Origin of the sequence: Draconibacterium mangrovi (assembly GCF_010586825.1) — a bacterium.
GTDB classification, from domain to species: Bacteria; Bacteroidota; Bacteroidia; order Bacteroidales; family Prolixibacteraceae; genus Draconibacterium; species Draconibacterium mangrovi.
The window spans coordinates 560,421-580,961 of record NZ_JAAAGB010000001.1 but is presented as its reverse complement, the minus strand read 5'-3'; the positions used below and the strand labels follow the sequence as shown (position 1 = coordinate 580,961).

13 protein-coding genes are annotated in these 20,541 nt (G+C 40.4%); 5 read left to right on the top strand and 8 right to left on the bottom strand.

All coding sequences use genetic code 11. The features are described 5' to 3' along the window. Window positions 1–6: 6 nt before the first annotated feature. The 3 genes from G4420_RS02305 to G4420_RS02295 form a co-directional block, all read right to left on the bottom strand. Window positions 7–1,170: a helix-turn-helix domain-containing protein gene (locus G4420_RS02305; RefSeq protein ID WP_163321985.1), complete on the bottom strand. Its 1,164-nt coding sequence runs from the start codon at window positions 1,168–1,170 to the stop codon at window positions 7–9. Between the two features lie 316 nt (window positions 1,171–1,486). Then, complete coding sequence (locus G4420_RS02300) at window positions 1,487–4,690, bottom strand: carboxypeptidase-like regulatory domain-containing protein (protein ID WP_163321984.1); 3,204 nt, start codon at window positions 4,688–4,690, stop codon at window positions 1,487–1,489. Between the two features lie 183 nt (window positions 4,691–4,873). Next, a complete protein-coding gene (locus tag G4420_RS02295) occupies window positions 4,874–5,995 on the bottom strand; it encodes a helix-turn-helix domain-containing protein (protein ID WP_163321983.1) in 1,122 nt (373 codons plus the stop codon). A gap of 342 nt (window positions 5,996–6,337) precedes the next feature. On the opposite strand from G4420_RS02295, the gene G4420_RS02290 reads away from it, so the two are divergent. The 5 genes from G4420_RS02290 to G4420_RS02270 all read left to right on the top strand — a co-directional run bounded on the left by G4420_RS02290 (window position 6,338) and on the right by G4420_RS02270 (window position 13,565). After that, window positions 6,338–7,324, top strand: a complete 987-nt coding sequence (locus tag G4420_RS02290; RefSeq protein WP_163321982.1) for a 3-keto-disaccharide hydrolase — start codon at window positions 6,338–6,340, stop codon at window positions 7,322–7,324. Window positions 7,325–7,599: 275 nt separating this feature from the next. Continuing rightward, entirely contained in the window at window positions 7,600–8,604 is a 1,005-nt protein-coding gene (locus tag G4420_RS02285) for a glutamate ligase (protein WP_163321981.1), read from the top strand. 24 nt (window positions 8,605–8,628) lie between these two features. Beyond that, window positions 8,629–9,996 (top strand): glutamate--cysteine ligase, encoded by a 1,368-nt coding sequence (locus tag G4420_RS02280; protein WP_163321980.1) that lies wholly within the window; start codon window positions 8,629–8,631, stop codon window positions 9,994–9,996. Window positions 9,997–10,020: 24 nt separating this feature from the next. After that, complete coding sequence (locus G4420_RS02275) at window positions 10,021–11,787, top strand: ABC transporter ATP-binding protein (protein ID WP_163321979.1); 1,767 nt, start codon at window positions 10,021–10,023, stop codon at window positions 11,785–11,787. Then, window positions 11,787–13,565, top strand: a complete 1,779-nt coding sequence (locus tag G4420_RS02270; RefSeq protein WP_163321978.1) for an ABC transporter ATP-binding protein — start codon at window positions 11,787–11,789, stop codon at window positions 13,563–13,565. Before G4420_RS02275 ends, G4420_RS02270 begins: the two co-directional genes overlap by 1 nt. 139 nt (window positions 13,566–13,704) lie before the next feature. Here G4420_RS02270 and G4420_RS02265 read toward each other — a convergent pair whose 3' ends face one another. From G4420_RS02265 to G4420_RS02245, 5 genes are all read right to left on the bottom strand, one after another. Then, a complete protein-coding gene (locus G4420_RS02265; protein ID WP_163321977.1) occupies window positions 13,705–15,390 on the bottom strand; it encodes an FAD-dependent oxidoreductase in 1,686 nt (561 codons plus the stop codon). Window positions 15,391–15,422: 32 nt separating this feature from the next. Next, window positions 15,423–16,100 carry an SGNH/GDSL hydrolase family protein gene (locus tag G4420_RS02260; protein ID WP_163321976.1) on the bottom strand — a complete coding sequence of 226 codons (678 nt, stop codon included), beginning with the start codon at window positions 16,098–16,100 and terminating at the stop codon, window positions 15,423–15,425. Window positions 16,101–16,231: 131 nt separating this feature from the next. Next, window positions 16,232–17,278, bottom strand: coding sequence for a DUF4998 domain-containing protein (locus G4420_RS02255; protein ID WP_163321975.1), 1,047 nt, complete (start codon window positions 17,276–17,278; stop codon window positions 16,232–16,234). An 89-nt stretch (window positions 17,279–17,367) separates the two neighbouring features. Beyond that, window positions 17,368–18,579, bottom strand: coding sequence for a DUF5000 domain-containing lipoprotein (locus tag G4420_RS02250; RefSeq protein ID WP_163321974.1), 1,212 nt, complete (start codon window positions 18,577–18,579; stop codon window positions 17,368–17,370). 27 nt (window positions 18,580–18,606) lie between these two features. Next, window positions 18,607–20,538, bottom strand: a complete 1,932-nt coding sequence (locus G4420_RS02245) for a RagB/SusD family nutrient uptake outer membrane protein (protein ID WP_163321973.1) — start codon at window positions 20,536–20,538, stop codon at window positions 18,607–18,609. Between the last annotated feature and the right edge of the window lie 3 nt (window positions 20,539–20,541).

Sequence of the window (20,541 nt, the reverse complement as noted above, 5' to 3'; positions counted from 1 at the left end):
TTTTTGTTAAGCAGCTGAATTCGAGGCCTTTTTCTTGAATTCGGAAGGTGTTGTTCCGGTGAATTTTTTAAAGGCGGTATTAAACGATGATTTGGAATTAAAACCAACTTCGTACAAAACTTCAAGCACGGTCAGCTTTTCATCGTTGGTATTTTTGAAAATTTCCATCGCTTTTTTTATCCGGTATTCATTTACATAATCGAAAAAATGCTTTTTCACGATATGGTTTATTGCAATGGATAAGTCTCTGGATGGAACATTTATCTGTTTTGCCAAATCGTAAACACTTAATGAGGAATCCATAAAAGGTTCATTTACCTTCATATGGTTTTCAAGTTTTTTAATAATCTCTTTATAGCCTGAGAGTTCCTCATCAAAATTGTCGTCCGTATTTTCTTCAATTTCCTTAATCATTTGATTTACCGGTATCGTATTCGCATTTACACCAATAAATAATTCAGGTTTTTTTAATGCTTTTATTACCAGCCAAAAAATGATAATTACAACCAGAATATTTACGATAACAACAAATACGGAATACAGAAATTCATTATCTCCAAACCGATAAATATTTTTAACGGTGGCGATTAATTCAGCAAAAAATAGAATGGAAATGAATTGAAACAACCATTTGTAGTTATCAAGTTTTGGACTTGCATAATTCTCGAGAAGGATGTTTCGATATTTCAATAACATTCTGAAAATAAAAATATAATAAACAAAAATCTGGGTATGTATCGATATATATATCAGTTTTACAAAATACGCGGTTGATACAAGATCGACCCAGTTCTGTTCTGGATTGTCAATCAATGGTTTGTAGTAAACGGGAATGAGCAATAAATTAAAAATTATCATCGGCCCCGCATGCAGCAAGGAACTGTATCTTAATCTAAAGTCACTGTAAACCGATGATTTTACAAATAAATAGAGAGAGGGAATAATTAGAAAAGTTGTTTGACTGATTAGCATGCCAATGATTGGCCACTGCTCGTAAATATATATGCTCGTAAACTGCGAACCATTATCCTGAATGGTAAGCAACAGGTATAAAGAAAGCATAATATTACTAAGTCGGCCTCTTGTATCTGAAGAAAGCAGAAATACAATTAAAATTAGCGATGCAAAAATGTAAAACAGTGAGGCGATATTTAAGAAGTTTAATTCCATTGAATAAAAATAGTATTTAAACGAAAATAGTAATATTTAATTACTAATGAAGAATGGATCGATCGCTTTAAACAGAGAGGTTTCAAATCTGACAGCCCTCAAATTTCAGATAGCTATAATCTGGTTGAGAATTTCAATTTGCAATATGAATCGACAAATCGATTACGAACAAGATAAATTTCAAAATATGACACTTCTTTTAATTGTAAAGGTTTTGCATTATCGTGTTTCGAAAATTTGATTCAGTGATAAGAAGGACAAATTTGAAGGTCGCCAAAATTGACGACCTTTTGTATCGTAAGAAAAATGTTTATACTTAAAACTCAATCTTATAACTAAGATTTGGAATAACAAGTCCATCATATTTTGTATCAATCTGGTTTGTTTTCAGGTTGTAGAAATCGTTTGAATATTCTTCGCTGCCATTGGCATTGAGCACCTGCAAGGACCATACGGATGAGTATTTTGCTTTATTTTTTCGATACGAAAGGGTAAACGATACAACCGGCAAATCATCATGTTTTTTGCTAAAAGCAATGTTCCTGTTTGTTTCACCATAAATCACATCGTGTTGCTGCAGCGAGGCATCCAAATCAATTGGTTCAATGCGGTTTCCTCCCAGGTAATTTAGCCTCATGTTGGCACTGAAAATGTTGTTTTTAGCGGTTTGCCATTCTTTTCCGGCCATCAGGTTAAAAACGTAATTTCGGTTAAAACGGGTGTTTCGTTCAATACCATCGGCTGCTGTGTATTTCGAATCGAAAACCGAAGCGGTTAGCATGTAGTAGTATCCGAGGCTTAAAAATTTCTCAAGTGTAAAATCAATTCCTACATTTCGTCCTTTTCCTTTGCTAACCAGCACTTCGTTAAAGAAAAGTGTGTTGTTATTATTCAAGGTTGAAATATAACCGTTGGGGCTTACCGGAACATTGTTTAATTGCTGGTAGTAGGGTTCAATTCGTAGATGAAGGTTGTCGGAGAGTTTTGCCTGGTAAGAAAATACATAATGGGCAGATTTCATAAAGTCGAGATCCTTATTTGCTGTGTTACCATTTTGCAAAACAAAATATACGGGCAATTGCTCTAGGCGGCTGTGTAATCCATAAGCCATTCCGAAGCTGTGTTTTTTGTTGATGTTGTATTTTAATCCAATTCGTGGTTCAATCGAAAAATTATCATTGAGTAGTAGGTATTGGGCGTTAACACCGGCATTCAGAACAAGGCTTTGAGACAGGTTAATTTTCGATTGCGTATAGAACTGAACAAAATCGGTGCTGCCGGTTTGGTTAGCAATCTGGGTAGGAGTTTCTCCTTCGGCAAGCGATTCTGCCACATCAATATCAAAAGAAAGATGACTGTACCGAACGCCGGTTTTATTGCTGTGTGTTTCGTTAAATCGTTTGGTTAAATCGCTTTGAACCGTAATTTGACTGGTGGTGTTTTGGGCTTTCGATTGCGGATGAGGCTGCAGGTTAAAGTCCAAACGCTCCTCTTCAAACTCTAATCCGCTTCCCGAATACGATACAGCCGTTTTCAGAAATGCATTGCCGGGCAAGTTTATTTTATGCGAAAGGGCTGTTGCAAACATATAAATTGATGTTTCAGAGTTGTCGCGATCAAAGTCTGATTCCCAATCAATACTATCAGCAGCGTCCATATTAACGTCATCGATTGTTCCAATTCCCCAAAGCGTAAAAGTTCCGCTCTTTTTAGTTGGGAAGTTGGTTTTAAACGACAGATCCTGGTACCGTAAAACTCCTGCATCATTGGGTAAAAGCGGGGCTAAAAGTGCCATGGTTGAATTGCGGTAATTGACAATATAAGTAGCATCTGAACCTTTTTTGAACGGCCCTTGTGCCATTGCGCCAACACCTAAAATTCCGGCTTCGAAAGCATATTGCCGTTTGTTGCGGTTTCCTTCGCGTAGTTTTATATCGAAAACACCCGATGAGGCATTTCCGTATTCAGCCGGAAAAGCACCGGTGTAAAAATCGCTGTTTGCCATCATTTGGTTACTAATGGCCGACATTAACCCCCCGCCGGCAATGGTAAGGTTGGCAAAGTGGTTCGGATTCGGTACCTCCACGCCGTCGATGCGCCACAATAAACCATCAGGGTTGTTTCCGCGAACCGAAATACCATTATCGCTGATGGAAGGATTCACCACACCGGCAAACGAAGCTGCCAAACGCGCCGGATCATCCAATCCTCCTGCATATCGCTGCGTTTCTTCCACTGTAAACTGTCGGCTGCTTAAAGTTGCCATGCTGTTTAGTGGTGTTGATTTGTTCACCCGAACCACAACTTCATCAAGTTCAGCATTGCTTTGTTGCATCCCGATATTCAGGTTAATCTCCTGCCCCGAACTCACCAATAACTCCTTCATCTCATAGGTGTCGTAACCAACCATTGAAATACTTATGGTTTGGCGCCCAACCGGAACGTTTTCCAGAATGAAGTTACCTTCTGTATCTGAAACAGTGCCGATTAACGGTTCGCTTCCATTAACTACAATGCTTGCAAAAGGCAACGATTCGTTTGTGATGTCATCAAACACTTCCCCATTAATGGTTTGCGTAAGATTCTGTGCCGACAAACGGCCGGTTGATCCAACTAAAAGCAATCCCAGAAACATAAAGGCGACGATCAATTTCGAAGTCCTGTTTAACCAAATTGTTCTGTTTTTTTGACTTGCTGTTCTTATTTCTTTTGAGAAGAAAAAAGATTTGTCGTTTGCTACAATATAAAGTGCAAACATTATTAATAATGCCGTTTGAATGACCTTACTCATCGGGTGGGTGGCAAATATTTCGTTAAAGAAACCGGCTGCGATGTGAAATATGATGGGCAAAATGATATTTCTGTTGGCTTTGTAGTAAATCCAGTTCATAATAAGTACAAAGGGGAAAAGACTTACTATAAAATTGAGCGAATAAATCCAACCTGCCTCAACCAGATTACTGTGGTAATAATCTTTAATGCCACTGAGTGGTACATGCCATATTCCCCAGAATAAAGCGAATAATAATGATGTTGTAAATAGATTGAAACGAACCCGCAAAGAATCAGTCCCATACGAATGCCAGGCCAATTCTTCCAGTAGCGGTGCAACAATCAGCATCACCCATACAGGGAAAACGCCAGATGTAAACGAAAAAGATTTTGCAAATAGAAACTGGTCAATACTGTAACCAAATAAAAGCGATACAGCCTGTGCAAGTAAAATGCTAAATGGCATTAATACGATTGTAAGAACGATGTAGGTTGAACGGATTCTTTTAAAATTAAAAATCCTTCGGCTTAAATCGTGTGCCAGCTTTTTATTGTGGCTGGCCATAATGAGCGTAGTAACAATCGGAGCCAGTAAACCCAAAAATGCAATAATGCTGGCCAATGACTGTGGTGTTGAACCATTGTTTTCGATGTGACTTATATGGCCTGCCATGAACCATAATATCCATGGAATTAGTGTTGCCAGACCATAAAATAAAGCTGTTTTGTTGTAAATCCTGGTGTTCATAATTTCGCGTTTTAAAATTGTTTCTGACGCAAAGATTTATCAAAAACAAAGGCGCATCGCCCAAACGTGAAAGGCTGAACTTTTTTGAGGTACAAACATACAGGAGTGTACCCTAAATAGGTTGTGAATGAGTGTTTTGGCTGGTTTCTGCTAAAATGTAATTTTTAGACTGAAAAATGTGATTCAGGACTTTAATTCTGAAATGTATTGCGAAGGAGTGACTGATTTGTGTTTCCTGAAAACATTGTTAAACGACGATTTTGAATTAAACCCCGAATCGAGCGCATGTGCCAGCAGACTAAAATTTTTATTGGATTGAACCCGCTGAATAAATTCTTCAACACGGTATTTATTTACAAAATCGTGAAAGTTTACCTGCTCATATTGGTTAATGATTTGCGACAGATGATTCGAAGACAATGATAAAGTGTTCGCCAGTTCGCTTAAAGTTAATTTGGGATTTAAATAGGGTTTTTCTTTTTGCATTAATTCCAGCAATTCACTGTGTTTCTGGATAGCTAATTCCTGTTTTAATCCCGATCTTTTGTATTCGCTTTCCGTTCTCAGCAAGTCAATTTCATTTTTCACAGTATTGGTAAAAAGATCCTGTTGGCGAATTCCCGAATATCCGATAAATACCACAAATGCTACGATAATTGAATAAAATAAAATGTCGGCGTTAAACGGAAACTGAAGGCCCAGCATTTCGCGCATAATAGTAACTGCAGCAGCCGTTATAAACACAGAGCCAATTCCAAGAATGGCAAAACGCAGCCAATTCATATCGATGCGGTTACTGTACGAGTAATTGTCCTCAACAATTTTATGTCTTTTCAGCAACATTCTGTAGGCTAAAATTGCATAGGCGATTCCTGATATAATGAAGGATAGGAGAAGAATTGTTGAAAAAAGGCCGTAATCGTCAATCAGGCCTTTGTCAACCTGAACTTTTTCGTCGGCGGTGTATGTAAAATAGAAGGGCATCATTAGCAAGTAAGAAACCAGTGCCGGGGCAAAATGGATATAATCTCTTTTTTGTATGTGCTTTTTACTCTTTAACGAATACCGAACATAGAGGTACAAAAAAGGGCCGTATAAAAGCGGGAAAGGCGCGGTAATTCCAATCAGGTGAGGATATAAATCCCAGTATCCCTTATAATTTAGAAAATACCCGGTAAGATGAATTCCGATAACGACCAGCCACAACGATAGTATGTTGTCGGTAAGCACTTTGTCTTTTTTCGAAAATAGGAGAATACCCAAAAAGAATGAGAGTACAATTCCGATATTTAAAACAACAGTCATATCTTATCTTAATTAGTCATGCAGGTATTTCCTTCCAATTTAGTTTTTAATTGGCACGAATAAAAAAATTGTATGAAATATAGGTAGAAAACAGTCATTTATATCTATTTGTTGAATTGAAAATGTATATAGCCTGTTGAGAAACTGATAACCTGTTTCTGCAAATCTGGGAACAACTTCTTCCTGTTGCCAATGCGTATCTGCATAAATAGTTGAATAAGAGTGTTCCCGCTATTTTGGAGAGATAATTTTCCTATTTGTTTTTTAACGAACACTGTTTTTAAGTAGTTTTGTGTTTATTAGAAACAAGATGATCAAGTTTAATCATCAAAATAAATAACAATGAACAAACTAAAACCTATTATTTTATTAATTGCAATTGCATTTACGGCTATTGTGCCGGCACAGGCACAGCGTGTTGAAAGCGACTCGCCATTAATTGGCAAGTGGGATCTTACGATAAATATGACTGAAAAGCAGATCGAGAATCTAGGTCTTTTCCGCCATGGATTAATGACTTCCAACGGTTTCCCAGGGTGGCTTATGGTTAAATTATCAGGTTTCTCTACGCTAACCGGATACTACGTTGGTTATGAGGGAAGTGCCCGACCAATTTCGGAAGTGGTTTACGATGAAGCTACGGATAAATATCATTTTACCATTCCACCGCAATGGATGGATATTGATGATCTGTATTTTGAGTTTTCATTGAAAGATGATAAACTGACAGGTTATCAAATGCTTGATGGTAATAAACTGGAATGGACAGGTGTTCGTGCTCCTTCGCTGGAAAGAACAGAACCACCGATTTGGGGAAATCCTATTGAGATGATAACCAATAACATGGAAAAATGGGTTATTCCACAGAACAGCAAGTTCCAGATGATTGACGGTGTAATGGTGAATACCGAATCGGGTGGTAACCTGATTAGTATCCATAAATTTGACGATTTCAAACTCCATGTTGAGTTCCGTTATCCGGCAGGAAGTAACAGTGGAATTTATCTTCGCGGCCGTCACGAACTTCAGATCGAAGATTCAAAAGGAAGAACTGATGATGTTAGTATTGGTGGTATTTACGGTTTTATTGCACCTGCGGTTTATGCCGCTAATGCCCCGGGCGAATGGCAAACTTATGACGTGACACTTGTTGGGCGCCATGTTACCGTTTTGCTTAATGGAATAGAAGTTATTTCTAACCGTCCTATTCCAGGAATTACAGGTGGCTCGTTGGATAGCAATGAAGGAGAACCTGGTCCATTTCAGATTCAGGGTGACCACGGACCGGTGGAATTCCGTAAATTTACTGTTACTCCGGCGGTTAACTAGAAAGTTGCAGCTTTCTGCAAATTATCGCACAAAATATTTAAGAGGCCTTACTATAAGGCCTCTTTTTTTATAACATTAATTTGTGAATTGTTATCCAGTAAGCATAACCAAACGGATCTGGATTGGATTTCCTTTCACATTTCAACCCAACTTTAAATTACAGGCAATAATTCGTGCTTTCGAAAACTATTCTAAACACAATGTGTTAATTTCAAATGTTATTACGAAGAGGGATGTTTCGCCGCATTGGAATATTTCCCGAAAAGCAATTTGTTATGATGGATAAAAGCAACTATAATTTTAAACCGCTACCTGGTTATGAGCATTTTGAAGCCACCACTCAGATTATTATTGCTGAAATTCTCCGTCGCAAACTGGATTTTGAGATTATTGATGCCGATAATAACCTCATTTCGGTGCAGTACAATAATAAAGAATACATTATTCACGAAGGAACCATTTCGGATGCCAACAGCTTGATTGCCTTTTGGATATCGGATGATAAATGGATGACCAGGCAGTTCCTTCAGCGAAAAGGTATTCACCAGGCAAAAGGCATTTTGCTGAAATCCGGTTATAAAGCCGATGTGCTGGATGCGATTCCTTTGCCCGCTGTGGTAAAACCGGCTAACACCGATCATGGAATTGCAGTAAGTACAAATATCCAAAGCCGCGAGGAGCAAATTGCCGCCATCAACAATGCATTTAAATTTTCGGATAAAGTAATTGTTGAAGAATTTTGTCCGGGGCAGGAATACCGCTTTCTGGTAATCGATTATGTGGTGCGTGCCATTGCCTGGCGCGAACCGGCAAACGTCTCAGGCGATGGGAAATCTTCCATTCAGGAATTGGTAAATGAAAAGAATAAAGGGCGCGGAACGGATTACACGCACCCATTATTAAAAATAAATATTGATGAGGAAGTGATCAGGCATTTGAATGCGCAGTCGATGACTACGGAAACGATTTTGAAAGAAGGGGAGAAGGTGTACTTGCGTAAAAATTCAAACCTGAGTACCGGCGGCGACAGCATTGATGTAACCGATGATATTCCGGATTTTTACAAAAATGTAGCCGTCGACGCGGCAAAATCGGCAGGCCTGAAAATTGCCGGAATCGATATTATAATCAAAGATATGGAGCAGCCAGCCTCGCATGATAATTACATTGTGGTTGAGCTGAATGCTCCTGCAATGTTGTCGATGCACGATTACCCGTACATCGGGAAAAACCGCCATGTGGAAAAATATGTTCTCGACAGCATTTTAAATGCAAAGTAAAAGCTGAAAGCAAAAAACAATTAGATGACAGAAAAAGAGAAAAGAGTAGAAATAAACCATAAATCACAACTGGTCGACTATTTTGGACGGGGGAGCAAACCGCCGGAAAGATGGGGAATCGGTACAGAAAACGAAAAGTTTTTATTTAGAAGAAAAGATTTCGGGCGCCTTTGTTTTGATCAGGACGGCGGAATTCTGAAGATCCTGAACAAGATGCAACAGGACGGCTGGGAGCCAATTCTTGAAAACAATATCGCAATCGGTCTACGGAAAAATGGTGCATCAATTACGCTGGAACCCGGTGGGCAATTTGAGCTTTCGGGCGATAATTTTAGCACGATTCACGAAACGTACCGCGAAACCAAAAAGCATTTTCAGGAACTTAACACCATAAGTCAGCACTACAATTTTTTTAGTCTGCCGATGGGCGTTGATCCGTTGTCGGAAGTTGCCGATGTGCCGTGGGTGCCCAAAGAACGCTACCGTTGGATGCGCAATTACATGCCCACAAGAGGCGAGCTTGGGCTGCATATGATGACAAACACTGCGTCAACGCAGGTAAATCTCGATTTTGGCAGCGAAAGAGACATGGTGAAAAAGATGCGCGTGTCGCAGGCGCTGCAAGCTGTTGTTACGGCTATTTTTGCTAACTCACCATTTTCAGCCGGAAAGCCGAACGGCTATTTAACTTATCGTTCGCATATTTGGAACCATACCGATCCGGATCGCTGCGGGTTTTTACCCTTTATTTTTAATGAGGGCTTTGGTTTTGAGCGCTGGGTGGATTACTTGTTGGATGTTCCGATGTATTACATTTTGCGCGATGGCGAATATATTTCGGCAAATGGCCTTACCTTTCGTGGATTTTTTGAGGGTAAACATCCGCTAAAACCAACGCAGGAAGATTGGGAGACGCATGTTTCAACGACTTTCCCCGATGTACGCCTCAAACAATTTATTGAAATGAGAGGTGCCGATGCCAGTTGTGTGTCGCATATTGCAGCAGTTTCGGCTTTGTGGGTTGGCTTGTTATACGACGGTGATAGTCTGGCAGAAGCCGATGAACTAATTTCGAAATGGGACGTTGACAGCATGCAGGAGCTTCGTGCGCAGGTGCCTGTAAAAGCACTTAATGCAGAAAGTGGTAATTTGCATGCGGGAACCATAGCAAAACAAATTTGCCGGATTGCTTCGGATGGACTTACCCGACGTGCGAAAGTAAGGTGTTCGGAGGATGAAAGCCGGTTTTTGGCTCCGGTTCGCGAAATTACCGAAAGCGGAATAACGGTGGCCGAAAAGCTTTTGAAACGCTACCACGAAGGCAGAGAGACCTTGCCCGAACTGGTGTACAACTGGCAAAACGAACAAATGCAAAAATATATTGATGCTTAAACGGCAAAAACTGGATACCGGATCATGTTATCGAAACTAAAATTCTTATTAAAATACACCCATCAATACCGGTGGTGGTACACAGGCGGAATTCTCTTTCTGGTGCTCACCGTCTGGACTTCGATTACGATACCCGGATTTATACAGAAAACCATTGACCTGATAGCCTCCGGCCGCGCAGGAAATGAAAGTGAGTTTCATAAAAATGTATTGATCATTGTAGCTCTGGCTGTCGGACTGATTTTGGTAAGAACACTTTCGCGGATTTTGATCTTTTTCCCGGCCCGCCTTATTGAACGGCAGTTAAAAGGCGAAATGTTCCAAAAGCTGGCCTCTTTCGGAAAGGATTATTACGATAAAAACTCTACCGGAAATATCATTTCGAGGGTGAATAACGACATTAACGGCGTTCGAATGATTACCGGGTTTGGCATTTTGCAAATCGGTAATATACTCTTGTCCTTGTCGCTAACGCCATACATGATGTGGAAGCTGTCGCCGATGCTCACGTTGTATTGTATCGTTCCAATGGTGGTGGTTTTTTTTATTGTTCGTTATGGCATGAAGGTGATGGTTAAAAACACACACGCCAGAATGGATACCTTGCAAATGCTTTCCGGAAAGATCATCTCTTTTCTTTCGGGTAACAGTGTGATAAAAAGCTATAATATTTACGAGCATGCCGAAAATAAGGTAGAGACCGATAATATTTCTTATTACGAGGCCTCGCTAAAAATTTCGTGGATTCGCTCATTTGTTATTCCCTTGCTTGGTAATCTAGGGCAGATTTTAAAAATCATCATCTTTTTTGTGGGTGGCATGTATGTTATCAACGGCAAATTCACTATAGGTGAGTTAACCGAATACATTGCCTACGCCGCGCTACTAGCCCATCCGATTATGGGGCTGGGCTGGGTACTCACAATTTTTCAGCAAGGATTTGTGGGAATCAGCAGTATTCAAACCATTATGGACCGAAAAGGAACCGATGATGAACGGAAATCGCTGCCCGAATCCAAAAAGGAAGGACTTTTTAAAGAAGGAATTCGCGTAGAAAATCTGAATTACACCTATCATAACGGCGATAAACCGGTTTTGAAAGACATATCATTTTCGATAAAACCCGGTCAGATAGTTGGAATCACCGGAAAAGTTGGATCAGGAAAAACCACCTTGATTCAGTGTTTAAATGGTTACCTACGACCCGGAGCAGGACAGATTTTTTATGGCGATATTGATGCCGATTCAATACGAAGCGAAGACATCCGGTCGGTGGTAAATACGGTAAGTCAGGAGGTTTTTCTGTTTTCCGATTCCATCGAAAACAATATTGGGTTAACATCGAACGAAGCGATTGACGAGAAACGTTTTGACGATGTGATTTACAAAAGTGCTTTTGCCGACGAACTGTTGCGTTTCCCTAAAAAAGGGAAAACTATGGTGGGCGAAAAAGGTATTATGCTTTCGGGTGGACAGAAACAGCGAATTAGCCTGGCAAGGGCACTTTATACACAGGGCGAATTATTGATTCTCGACGATGTGTTTTCAGCTGTCGACACAGATACCGAGCGTTTTCTGATCAAACAAATTGTGGAAAACTATGCGGTGAAAAGTATGGTTGTGATTTCGAACAGGGTGAGTGTGTTGGAGAAAACCGATTTTACTATTGTGCTGGAAGATGGTAAAATGGCGGCCATAGGAAATCACGAGGAATTGTTAAAACGATCGGATTTCTACCGCGACATTGCAAAACTGCAACAGGAAGGTGAAACGAAAAAAGAAATGCAGTAATGAACAGAGGCAAAAACAATATTATAAAAAATGTCGACTGGCAGCTGTTCCGAAAGTTTGCCGGCTATTTTAAACCGCACAAAAAATGGTTCTTTCTGAGTCTTGCTTCCATTCCGGTTACCACCGGAACAGGCATTCTATTTCTTTGGTTGATTGAAGATATCGTTGATAATTATATCGTTCCGGGCAATGTGGACGGCCTGATCAGACAAAGTCTTTTTCTGGCTGCGGCATTGGTCCTAAATATATTATTCGACGGTGTTTACAGTTACTCTTTTTCAAAAGCTGGAGGGTTGGCAGTGGTTGATTTGCGCCGGCGCTTGTTTGGCAAATCGCTGCGTTTTCCGTTGAGTTATTTTGATAAAAAGCCTATTGGAGTAACCTTGTCGCGCCTTACGAGCGACATGGAAGCTGTTTCGGATTCGTTTGCTGCCGGAGTGCTTGGTTTGCTGGCCGACAGTATAAAAACCTTGGCGCTGGTGGGCTATCTTTTTTACATCAACTGGCGTCTTACACTGGTGTTGTTACTGGTCGTTCCGGTAATTGTTCTGGCAATAAATTTTCTACGGAAAAAAATCAGAAAGGCATACAACACATCACGCACGAGTCTGGCAAAATCGGCCGCCTATTTGCAGGAGGCATTAACCGGAATGAAAACCGTTCAGCTTTTTGCCGCTGAGGATAAAGTGCTGAATAAGTACGACGACATGAACAAACAATTTTGCGACGCTCAAAACAAATCGAATGTTTACGATTCGTTTCTTTATTCGATTGTGGAAGGAATTACTTCGGTGGCCACGGCTTTGGTGATTTGGTACGGCGCTGTGCAAATTTGGGATTACGGTTATACGCTTGGAATCCTGATTGTTTTTGTAACCACCCTAGAGCGCCTTTTTGTGCCGGTAAAACAGTTTGCCCAGCAAATTTCAACCATCCAGCGGGCCATGTCGGCGCTTGAGCATATCAGCGAAATGTTCGATCAGCAGGTGGAAGATCCTAAAGCAGAATCGTCAGACACAGTTCCCGAGGCAATTGCTTTGCAGGAAATCGAGTTCAAAAATGTGTTTTTCCGTTACTCCGAAGATACTCCCGACGTGCTGAAAGATGTGTCGTTTAAATTACAAAAAGGCGATCGGCTGGCCTTGGTTGGAACAACCGGATCGGGAAAATCTACCATTATCCGTTTATTGGCAAAAACTTACACCGGTTATCGCGGAAGCATAAAAATTAACGGAACCGAATTGTCCGAGATCCCGATTGGGCAAATTCGCGAAACGATTTCCATAATGCAGCAGGATATTTACATGTTTAACGATACGGTTGAATTCAATATTTCGCTCGGAAGGAAATCTATTTCCCGAGGCGATGTGGAACAGTCGGCATCGTTTGTTTATGCGAATTATTTTATCGACCAGTTGCCCGAAGGCTACAACTTTGTTATTCAGGATAATGGCGACAACCTCTCGAAAGGACAGGCACAGTTGATCTCGTTTGCACGTGCCATTGCCGGAAACAGCGAGTTGATCATTCTTGATGAAGCTACCAGTGCGGTTGATTCAATTACCGAGCAGTACATACAAAAAGCTATTGCCAATATTTTCTCCAAAAAAACGGTAATTGCAGTGGCACACCGCCTAAGTACCATTAAAAATTCGGATATGATTTTGGTGCTGGAAGACGGACAAATCATCGAACACGGTAATCACGAACAACTTCTGGAATACGGCGGCAAATATGCACGGCTTTTACACCAGCTTGAAGAGGAAGACCAAAACTAAAAAGTACACATAAAAAGATCGGGTGCATGATCTTAAAGATTGCACCCGAACTGTTCTGAAAAACTAAAATTGACTATGTAATGCTAGTACTTGACCTCAGAGTTGATCTCAACCCCGGATCAAGTATGCAAATGTATGTTTATTGAATTGATCCATCAGAACTTAGTACCTGTCCTTTTGAAAGCAGCATTTCTTTTAATTTCTCGTATTGTACGCTTTGAACGTCGATTTCTTCGTCGATAGATATACAAGCTGCTGCAGCCGCCGACTGACCCAAAATCATGAATACAGGTTCCATTCGTATTGAGCCATATGCTATGTGGCTGGATGAAACGGCAACCGGAACAAACATGTTTGTGCATTCTTCTTTTTGTGGAATGATTGATCCGTACGAGATTTGGTAGGGATCATGCGGGTGAACTCCCAAATCGCCTTCATTTTGCACATATCCTTCAGCGGTAACATAGCGTTGAATGTTGTGCGAATCCATAGTGTAAGAACCCATTCCAATAGGGCTTGGAACAGCTCGTTTGCCCAATACATCATTTTCGGTGGTTACGTATTCGCCAACCATTCTGCGGGCTTCTCTAATGTACAATTGATGTGGCCAGTTTCCATTGTCCGCAAACTCGTCGGCTGCCAAACCCCAATTTTTCATTTTATCCCTGATATCAGCAGGAACCCGTAAATCGGTAGAAACAAAATACAGTAATCCTTTCTGGTAGTCTTCGTGCTCTTTTATTATCTCTTGTCTTCTTTCATACGAAGCTTCGGGATAATCGTAGTTCATGCCAATATTGTCGCTACTAAACGGTCCGTGGTTGTTGGTGTCCGTCTTTTTATTGGGAATCATATCAAACTTATTAAACCACTCTTTCCAACCCGATTGAAAAACACGTGCAAGTAATTCATAGTCTTTAGGATCGTAGTTATCCGGTTTTGGAAATGGAATCCTGTTATCAGGATGGTTACTCATACACAAACGGAAACAGTAGGCCTGAACTTTTTTATCGCTACTGCAGTTTGGTCCCGGTTTTTCTGCAGAAATCTTTGGTAGCAAGCCACTGGAAGGATTGCCAGGAACAACATACGGATCGATTTTGGTTTTGAAATGATGACCGTGATGAAACACTCCCGCCTGAACGCCATTCCACTGTTCGTTATATTCAGAACATGACTCACGGCCTACATGATAGGAAACTCCCGCCGCAGCCATAAGGTCGCCCTCGTATGTTGCATCTATAAATACTTTACCTGTAAATGCTTTACCTGAAAGTGTAGTTATTGAAACGATTTTTCCGTTTTCCATTTTTACACCACTTTCGCGGTCGAGCCACTCGTTTTTGAGCACAGTAATTTCGTTTTCAGCAATGAAGTCTTCAAACACCTGTTCTGCAACGTGTGGTTCAAATATCCACATGGTACGGTTTGCTCCGTCCATGGCAACAGTGCCTTGTCCTTTGTTTCCATACTCCGAATGGTTTTCCCAAATCCAGGCAACATCATCATTGTAGTGCAGCCAAACCCGATGATAAAATTCGCGGGAAAGTCCGCCAATTGTTGATTTATTACCAGTGTCAGTAAAACCGAGTCCGCCGGAAGAAAGTCCGCCAAGGTGTGTGTCGGGTGATACCACGATTACTGATTTGCCAGATTGGACCACTTCAACGGCTGCAGTAACAGCTGCAGAGGTTCCTCCATAAATAATTACATCAGCACTTTGCAATTCTATGTCTGCCGTTTCAGATTCGTTCTGCTTTGTTTTACTACTGCATGAGAACAGCAAAATGCTTAATATAAAAATTGATATTTTGTGAAATTTCATGGTTGTTCAATTTGAGTTTTAGTACTAACTGGTTATTTTGCATTTTCCAGTTGTTCTATAATAAACGGCGCAATTATTTCTCTTCCGCTGGCATCGTTTGGATGAATTCCATCGGGCACATGTTTCAGAAATTCTGTTTCGCCTTTATCCAAAATTTTCTGCCAGTTGGGGTAGTGGTCAATCAGTAAGAGTTTTCGCTTTTTAGCTACTTTTCTGTACATATTGTAATAAGCTGTCAGATTTGGTCGATAACCGGCAGACTTGCGGATTGGCATATTCATAACCTGTAAAATAATTTCGCAATTTGGATAGGCCAGATGAATCCGGTCTATCATGTATTCAAGGTTTAATTGTGCCAATTCAGGAGACGTTTCGTATTTGTAGAATGCATCGTTAATTCCAAATTCAATAATTACCGCATCTGGCTTTTTGGCAATTAAGCTATCCTCTAAATGCTGAACGCCCCAGGTTGACCACATACCGCCTTTTCCTGCGAGATAATAGTTAAGGTGATCTCCGTATTGGCCATTAAAATAATCGGCAACTGATTGCATCCAGGCTTTTCCATGTCCGCCACTCGATAAACTGGTTCCGTATACTACCACTGTCTGATCTTTGCCTTCTTGCAGGTTTTTTGCCAGCTGTGACTGGGCTGTTCCGCTAAAAGAAATAAAAAGCGCGAGGACGAGTAGTTGAATCTGAATTTTCATAACGATAATTTTTCTGATTTTCCAAGTTAGTTATCGTTTTCGATAACTGATCGTCTTTAAATGGAAATGGCTGCAAGAAAGCTCATGCCGAGATGCTTGCAGCCATTACTTAGTTGGTTAAGGAATACGTATCAATATCTGAAAGTAACATAAACCGCGAGCTCAAATATTCGCGTTTGTGTATTTGTTAAGAATCTAACTTTGCTAGTTGTAATCTCATCAAATACTGCAAGATAGTTTGCATTTGTATTTGCGGTTTCCTCAACAATGGTTTGCCACTCGTCGTTTACGAACACCTGAAACCTTAAATCGGGAAGCGGCGTATTTACCTGGCCTCCTGAACCATTCCAAACTTCAAATGAATGAACGGGATAATCGCCTTCCAGATCAATTTCAATCCAATGTTCTCCGGATGCAGAACTTACCCATCTTGAGTTATCTGCGATTACACCATCAACGGCGTTTGTGCCGGGGAAGTCTTCACGCAATATATCGCTAACGATTACCGGTTTATTGAGTGCAACATTTACTGTTTGTACAATTTCTATGCGTTCCAACTCGGTAACAAATGTATCGATTGCTGTAGGATCTGGTAGGAAGTAAGTTTGATACTTCACACCTTTACTCGGATCAACATTTGTTATATCAGTTTGATCGCCTATTGATGATTCCGGTATATAAAGATTATGTGGAATGCCATCTTTGTCGGTATAGCTGATTCCAAGTCCAATCTCGTTGTCGTTAACCGGGCCGGAAAAGAAAACAGAAAGCAATCCTTCTGATTCTTCAAAAACTAACGATTTGATGATTCTATTAGTAAGTGAAGACTGGTATTGAGGGCCATAGATCGACATGATCTTTTCATAAGGAACAGAGAAGTGACCTTTGTTATCTCTTGTGATAGCTCTTAACGTATAGTTCCCTTCCGGAATTGATTTGTCGCTGCCTGTACCTCCAATAAATACTTCAAACGAATCCAGACCTGAGGTGTGTTCAATATCAACAAACATAGAATCGTTATTCGGGTACCAGTAAAATCCTACTGTTTTTGCTCTTGGGTCGGCAGCCCAGAATACAAGTTTCACGCGTTCGTTTCCCGGATAAGCCTTTAGTGAATCTACTTTTCCGATATAAATGCGTTCTCCGTCTTCAAGGTACATATCGTGGATATCGTTCATTTCAGAACATCTGGAAAACAGAACGACGATCGATATAATGGAGAATATATATAGATATGTTTTTCTCATGGTATTATTCTTTATCATGATTATTTTTCAATTTGTCCCCAGAAAGTTAACTCTCCAATACAACAGCCTGACGAGCCGCTCCAGGTTCTAAGCTCTTTAAATCTTAAGTATCTAATGGCTGGAGCATCCAGTGGAAATTCAAATTCCTCGCCTGCACGTCCGTATGCGTCATCTTCAGGTGTAAGCGTAGCTCCTGCCGGTAAACCTGAGGGTTTTTTAGATTCGCCGTCCATAATTTTAATCCACGCAGGATTGTTTTCCCAGTCTAATGTTTCAGAATCTGCGGCCAATGCTGCATCGTTTGTTCCATACCATTCAAATAGTTGTGGGTTGTGTAGCGCAAACAAGAAGTTAACCCTTTGCCACATTTTAAATCGGGATAATTTTGCTTTTACTCCCATATCGAAAGTGAAGAATGGCATAATTTCATTGCCGTTCTGAATGTAATAGATGTTGTTGTCAACGTTGGTAACTCCGTCCCACATACGATCCATTCCACCACCGTAACTATGCAGTTTAAACCACGAAGATAGTCTAAGGCCAACAAATCCATCTTTAGGAATTTGTTCTTCGTAAAATGGTTTAAGACTTAGTTCCAGGGTGTCAGTGTTATTTCCGTAGGTATCTCTAACACATATGCCGAAAGTTGCCCTGGTTGAATCCAAACCGCGAACTGCTTTTTGAGCTAATTTTTCAGAGGAATAGAAGTTATCGATGTATTCATACTCTTGAGTTTCTTCATTCTTCCTCAATACACCTAAAACAATGTCTTCTTCAACAGAGTTGGGCCAGTTTAACTTAAAACCACCGAACGATTCCTGAACTTCAAGACTGTCAAGAATTCCGTATATCGGAGAATCTTCTGGTTCAATCTCAACGGAAACAGGAGTAGATTCATTACGACTTCTGTCTATCGAAATCAGGTTCACAGTTCGTTTTTCAGACCTTCCAAAACCTTTAATCGTCATGTCGTTACTGAATACAGAGGTTTTCATGATCCCTTTTGTTCCGTTCGGGAGGTCATATTCTGCCTGAACGTATAACAGATCTTCTTCATCAGGGAGATCATAATCTAATATTGCTCCTCCAGGAATATTTTCTACAACGACGTTTGACACCGGTAGAGGAGGGGTGTCATCAACCGGGTATTGCCCGATCGATTCTTCACTACAATTATTTAGCAGAACGAATGTCAAAAATAAAAGTAAGTATATTGTATATTGTTTTTTCATCTTTAAATTCCTTTTCGATTTTTCATATTAATTCTCCCAGAAAGGATTTTGAATCAAATTCGGATTAACCCTGATCGTTGCTTGTTTCAGAGGCCAGAGATATTCTTTTGTTGTAAATGAAAGAATATCGTAGGTAACGAGGCTGTAATAGTCAATTTCGGTATTACCCTCAACATTCCAACCTTTAATCGCAGTGTTCATTGTCTGGTCGGCAATTTTCCATCTTCTTAAATCCCAGAATCGTTTTCCTTCAAAAGCTAATTCAGAGTTTCTTTCTTGCTGAATTATCTCGCGTAATCCTGTTTTTGTGGAAGGTTTATCGGGGAATCTCGAATATTGCGACCAACTTTCAGTAACGCCATTCAATCCTGCGCGCTCTCTTACCAAGTCAAGATATTGATAAACTTCAGCATCAGGCCCCATGTATTCGTTACGTGCCTCGGCATATAAAAGATATAAGTCTGCTAAACGCATAATCGGGAAAACCATTCTCACATAAGTAATTCCGGTTGAATTGGTAGCTGTTTCGAAATGTGAGTATTTCTTTACAAAATATCCTGTTGCCGAGTATCTAATCGACGAAGCTTTTCCGGATACTTCTCCTGATTTTGCTTGCAGAACCCATGAAACTTCACTTGAGTTTCCTTGTCCAACATCTTTGTAGCGACCGTTTCCAAACCAAATTCCGCTGTCAAATCCCAGGCTCGAATGGAATCTAGGTTCACGGTGCTGATTCAAATTGGCAGTTAAAGAGCCCTTGTTGATGTAATACATTTCGTCGGTTGATATTGACGTTTTGTATCGATTCTCAAAATCATATTCGGTATCTTCATCGATAGGTACTCCATGGTTTGAGTAAAAAAGTTCTGCCATTGTTAGGGTTGGAGACAGTATTGGCTGTGTTCTGGAGCCTGAGATGTCGTTGGTTGTGAAATAAGGTAAGGACAAATGTTGCAAGCTTTGAGCAGTGTTTGCCGGCATTCCCCAAATAACCTCCTGATTCCAGCGTTCGGTAAATGCATTTCGCAACGACATGATCAATTTTGTTGAGTCGGTAACAGGATACCTGCTGTCATTAAACTCATAAAGTTTATGGTTTGCAAGCAGAGCTGTGTCTATCGCGTTTTTACAGGCATCCATTGCTAGTTTCCATTTATTTTCATCATAGGTAGAATTGAATAAGTGGATGTCTCTAGAATCTACCATATTTTCGTATGTCTGATTGCCATTAAACAACGGACTTGCAGCAGTTACGAGAACTTCTGCTTTTATTGCAAGTGCAATTGGTTGTGTTATATGCCCGTAGTCTGTAGCAACATTGCTTATCTGTAGCGGCAGATCGGGCACAGCTTCATTGAGCAGACTAACGATGTAATCAAAACATTCATCGACAGGCTCTCTGTACACGCGAACCTCGTCAATGCTGGCAGAAACCGGCAGGTTTTCTTTGATTATAGGAATAGGCCCGTACATTCTTAGTAAGTAATAATGATAGTAGGCTTTTAAGAATTTAACTTCGGCTATCCATCTTGCGCGTTCTAAGCTATCAAGGTCTTTTCCAACTAAATGAATATTTTCGAGAAAGATGTTACAGTCGCGGATGCCCTTATAAAGGTTAATTCCACTGTAGCCGCCATCCCAATAATTTGCCAACGGGTTGGTTATGTTTTGTTGCCCAAGTTTAATGTGGTAGGTGTGAAAATTACCAACGTGGCTATTGTACCACTCATTTTCGGCATGTATCCACAACTCATCTCCGCTTAAAATTGCCGGATCAGCTCCCGGGCTACCAAAATCGGGCAAATATGAATAGCAGGTAAAGAGAAATTTTTCAGCTCCAACTCTGTCAAGGAATGCATATTCTAATGTCGCCACATTATCCGGAACAACATCAAGATAATCATTACACGACGACATTGTCAGTATCACTAATATGAATATATATTGTATCTTTTTCATTTT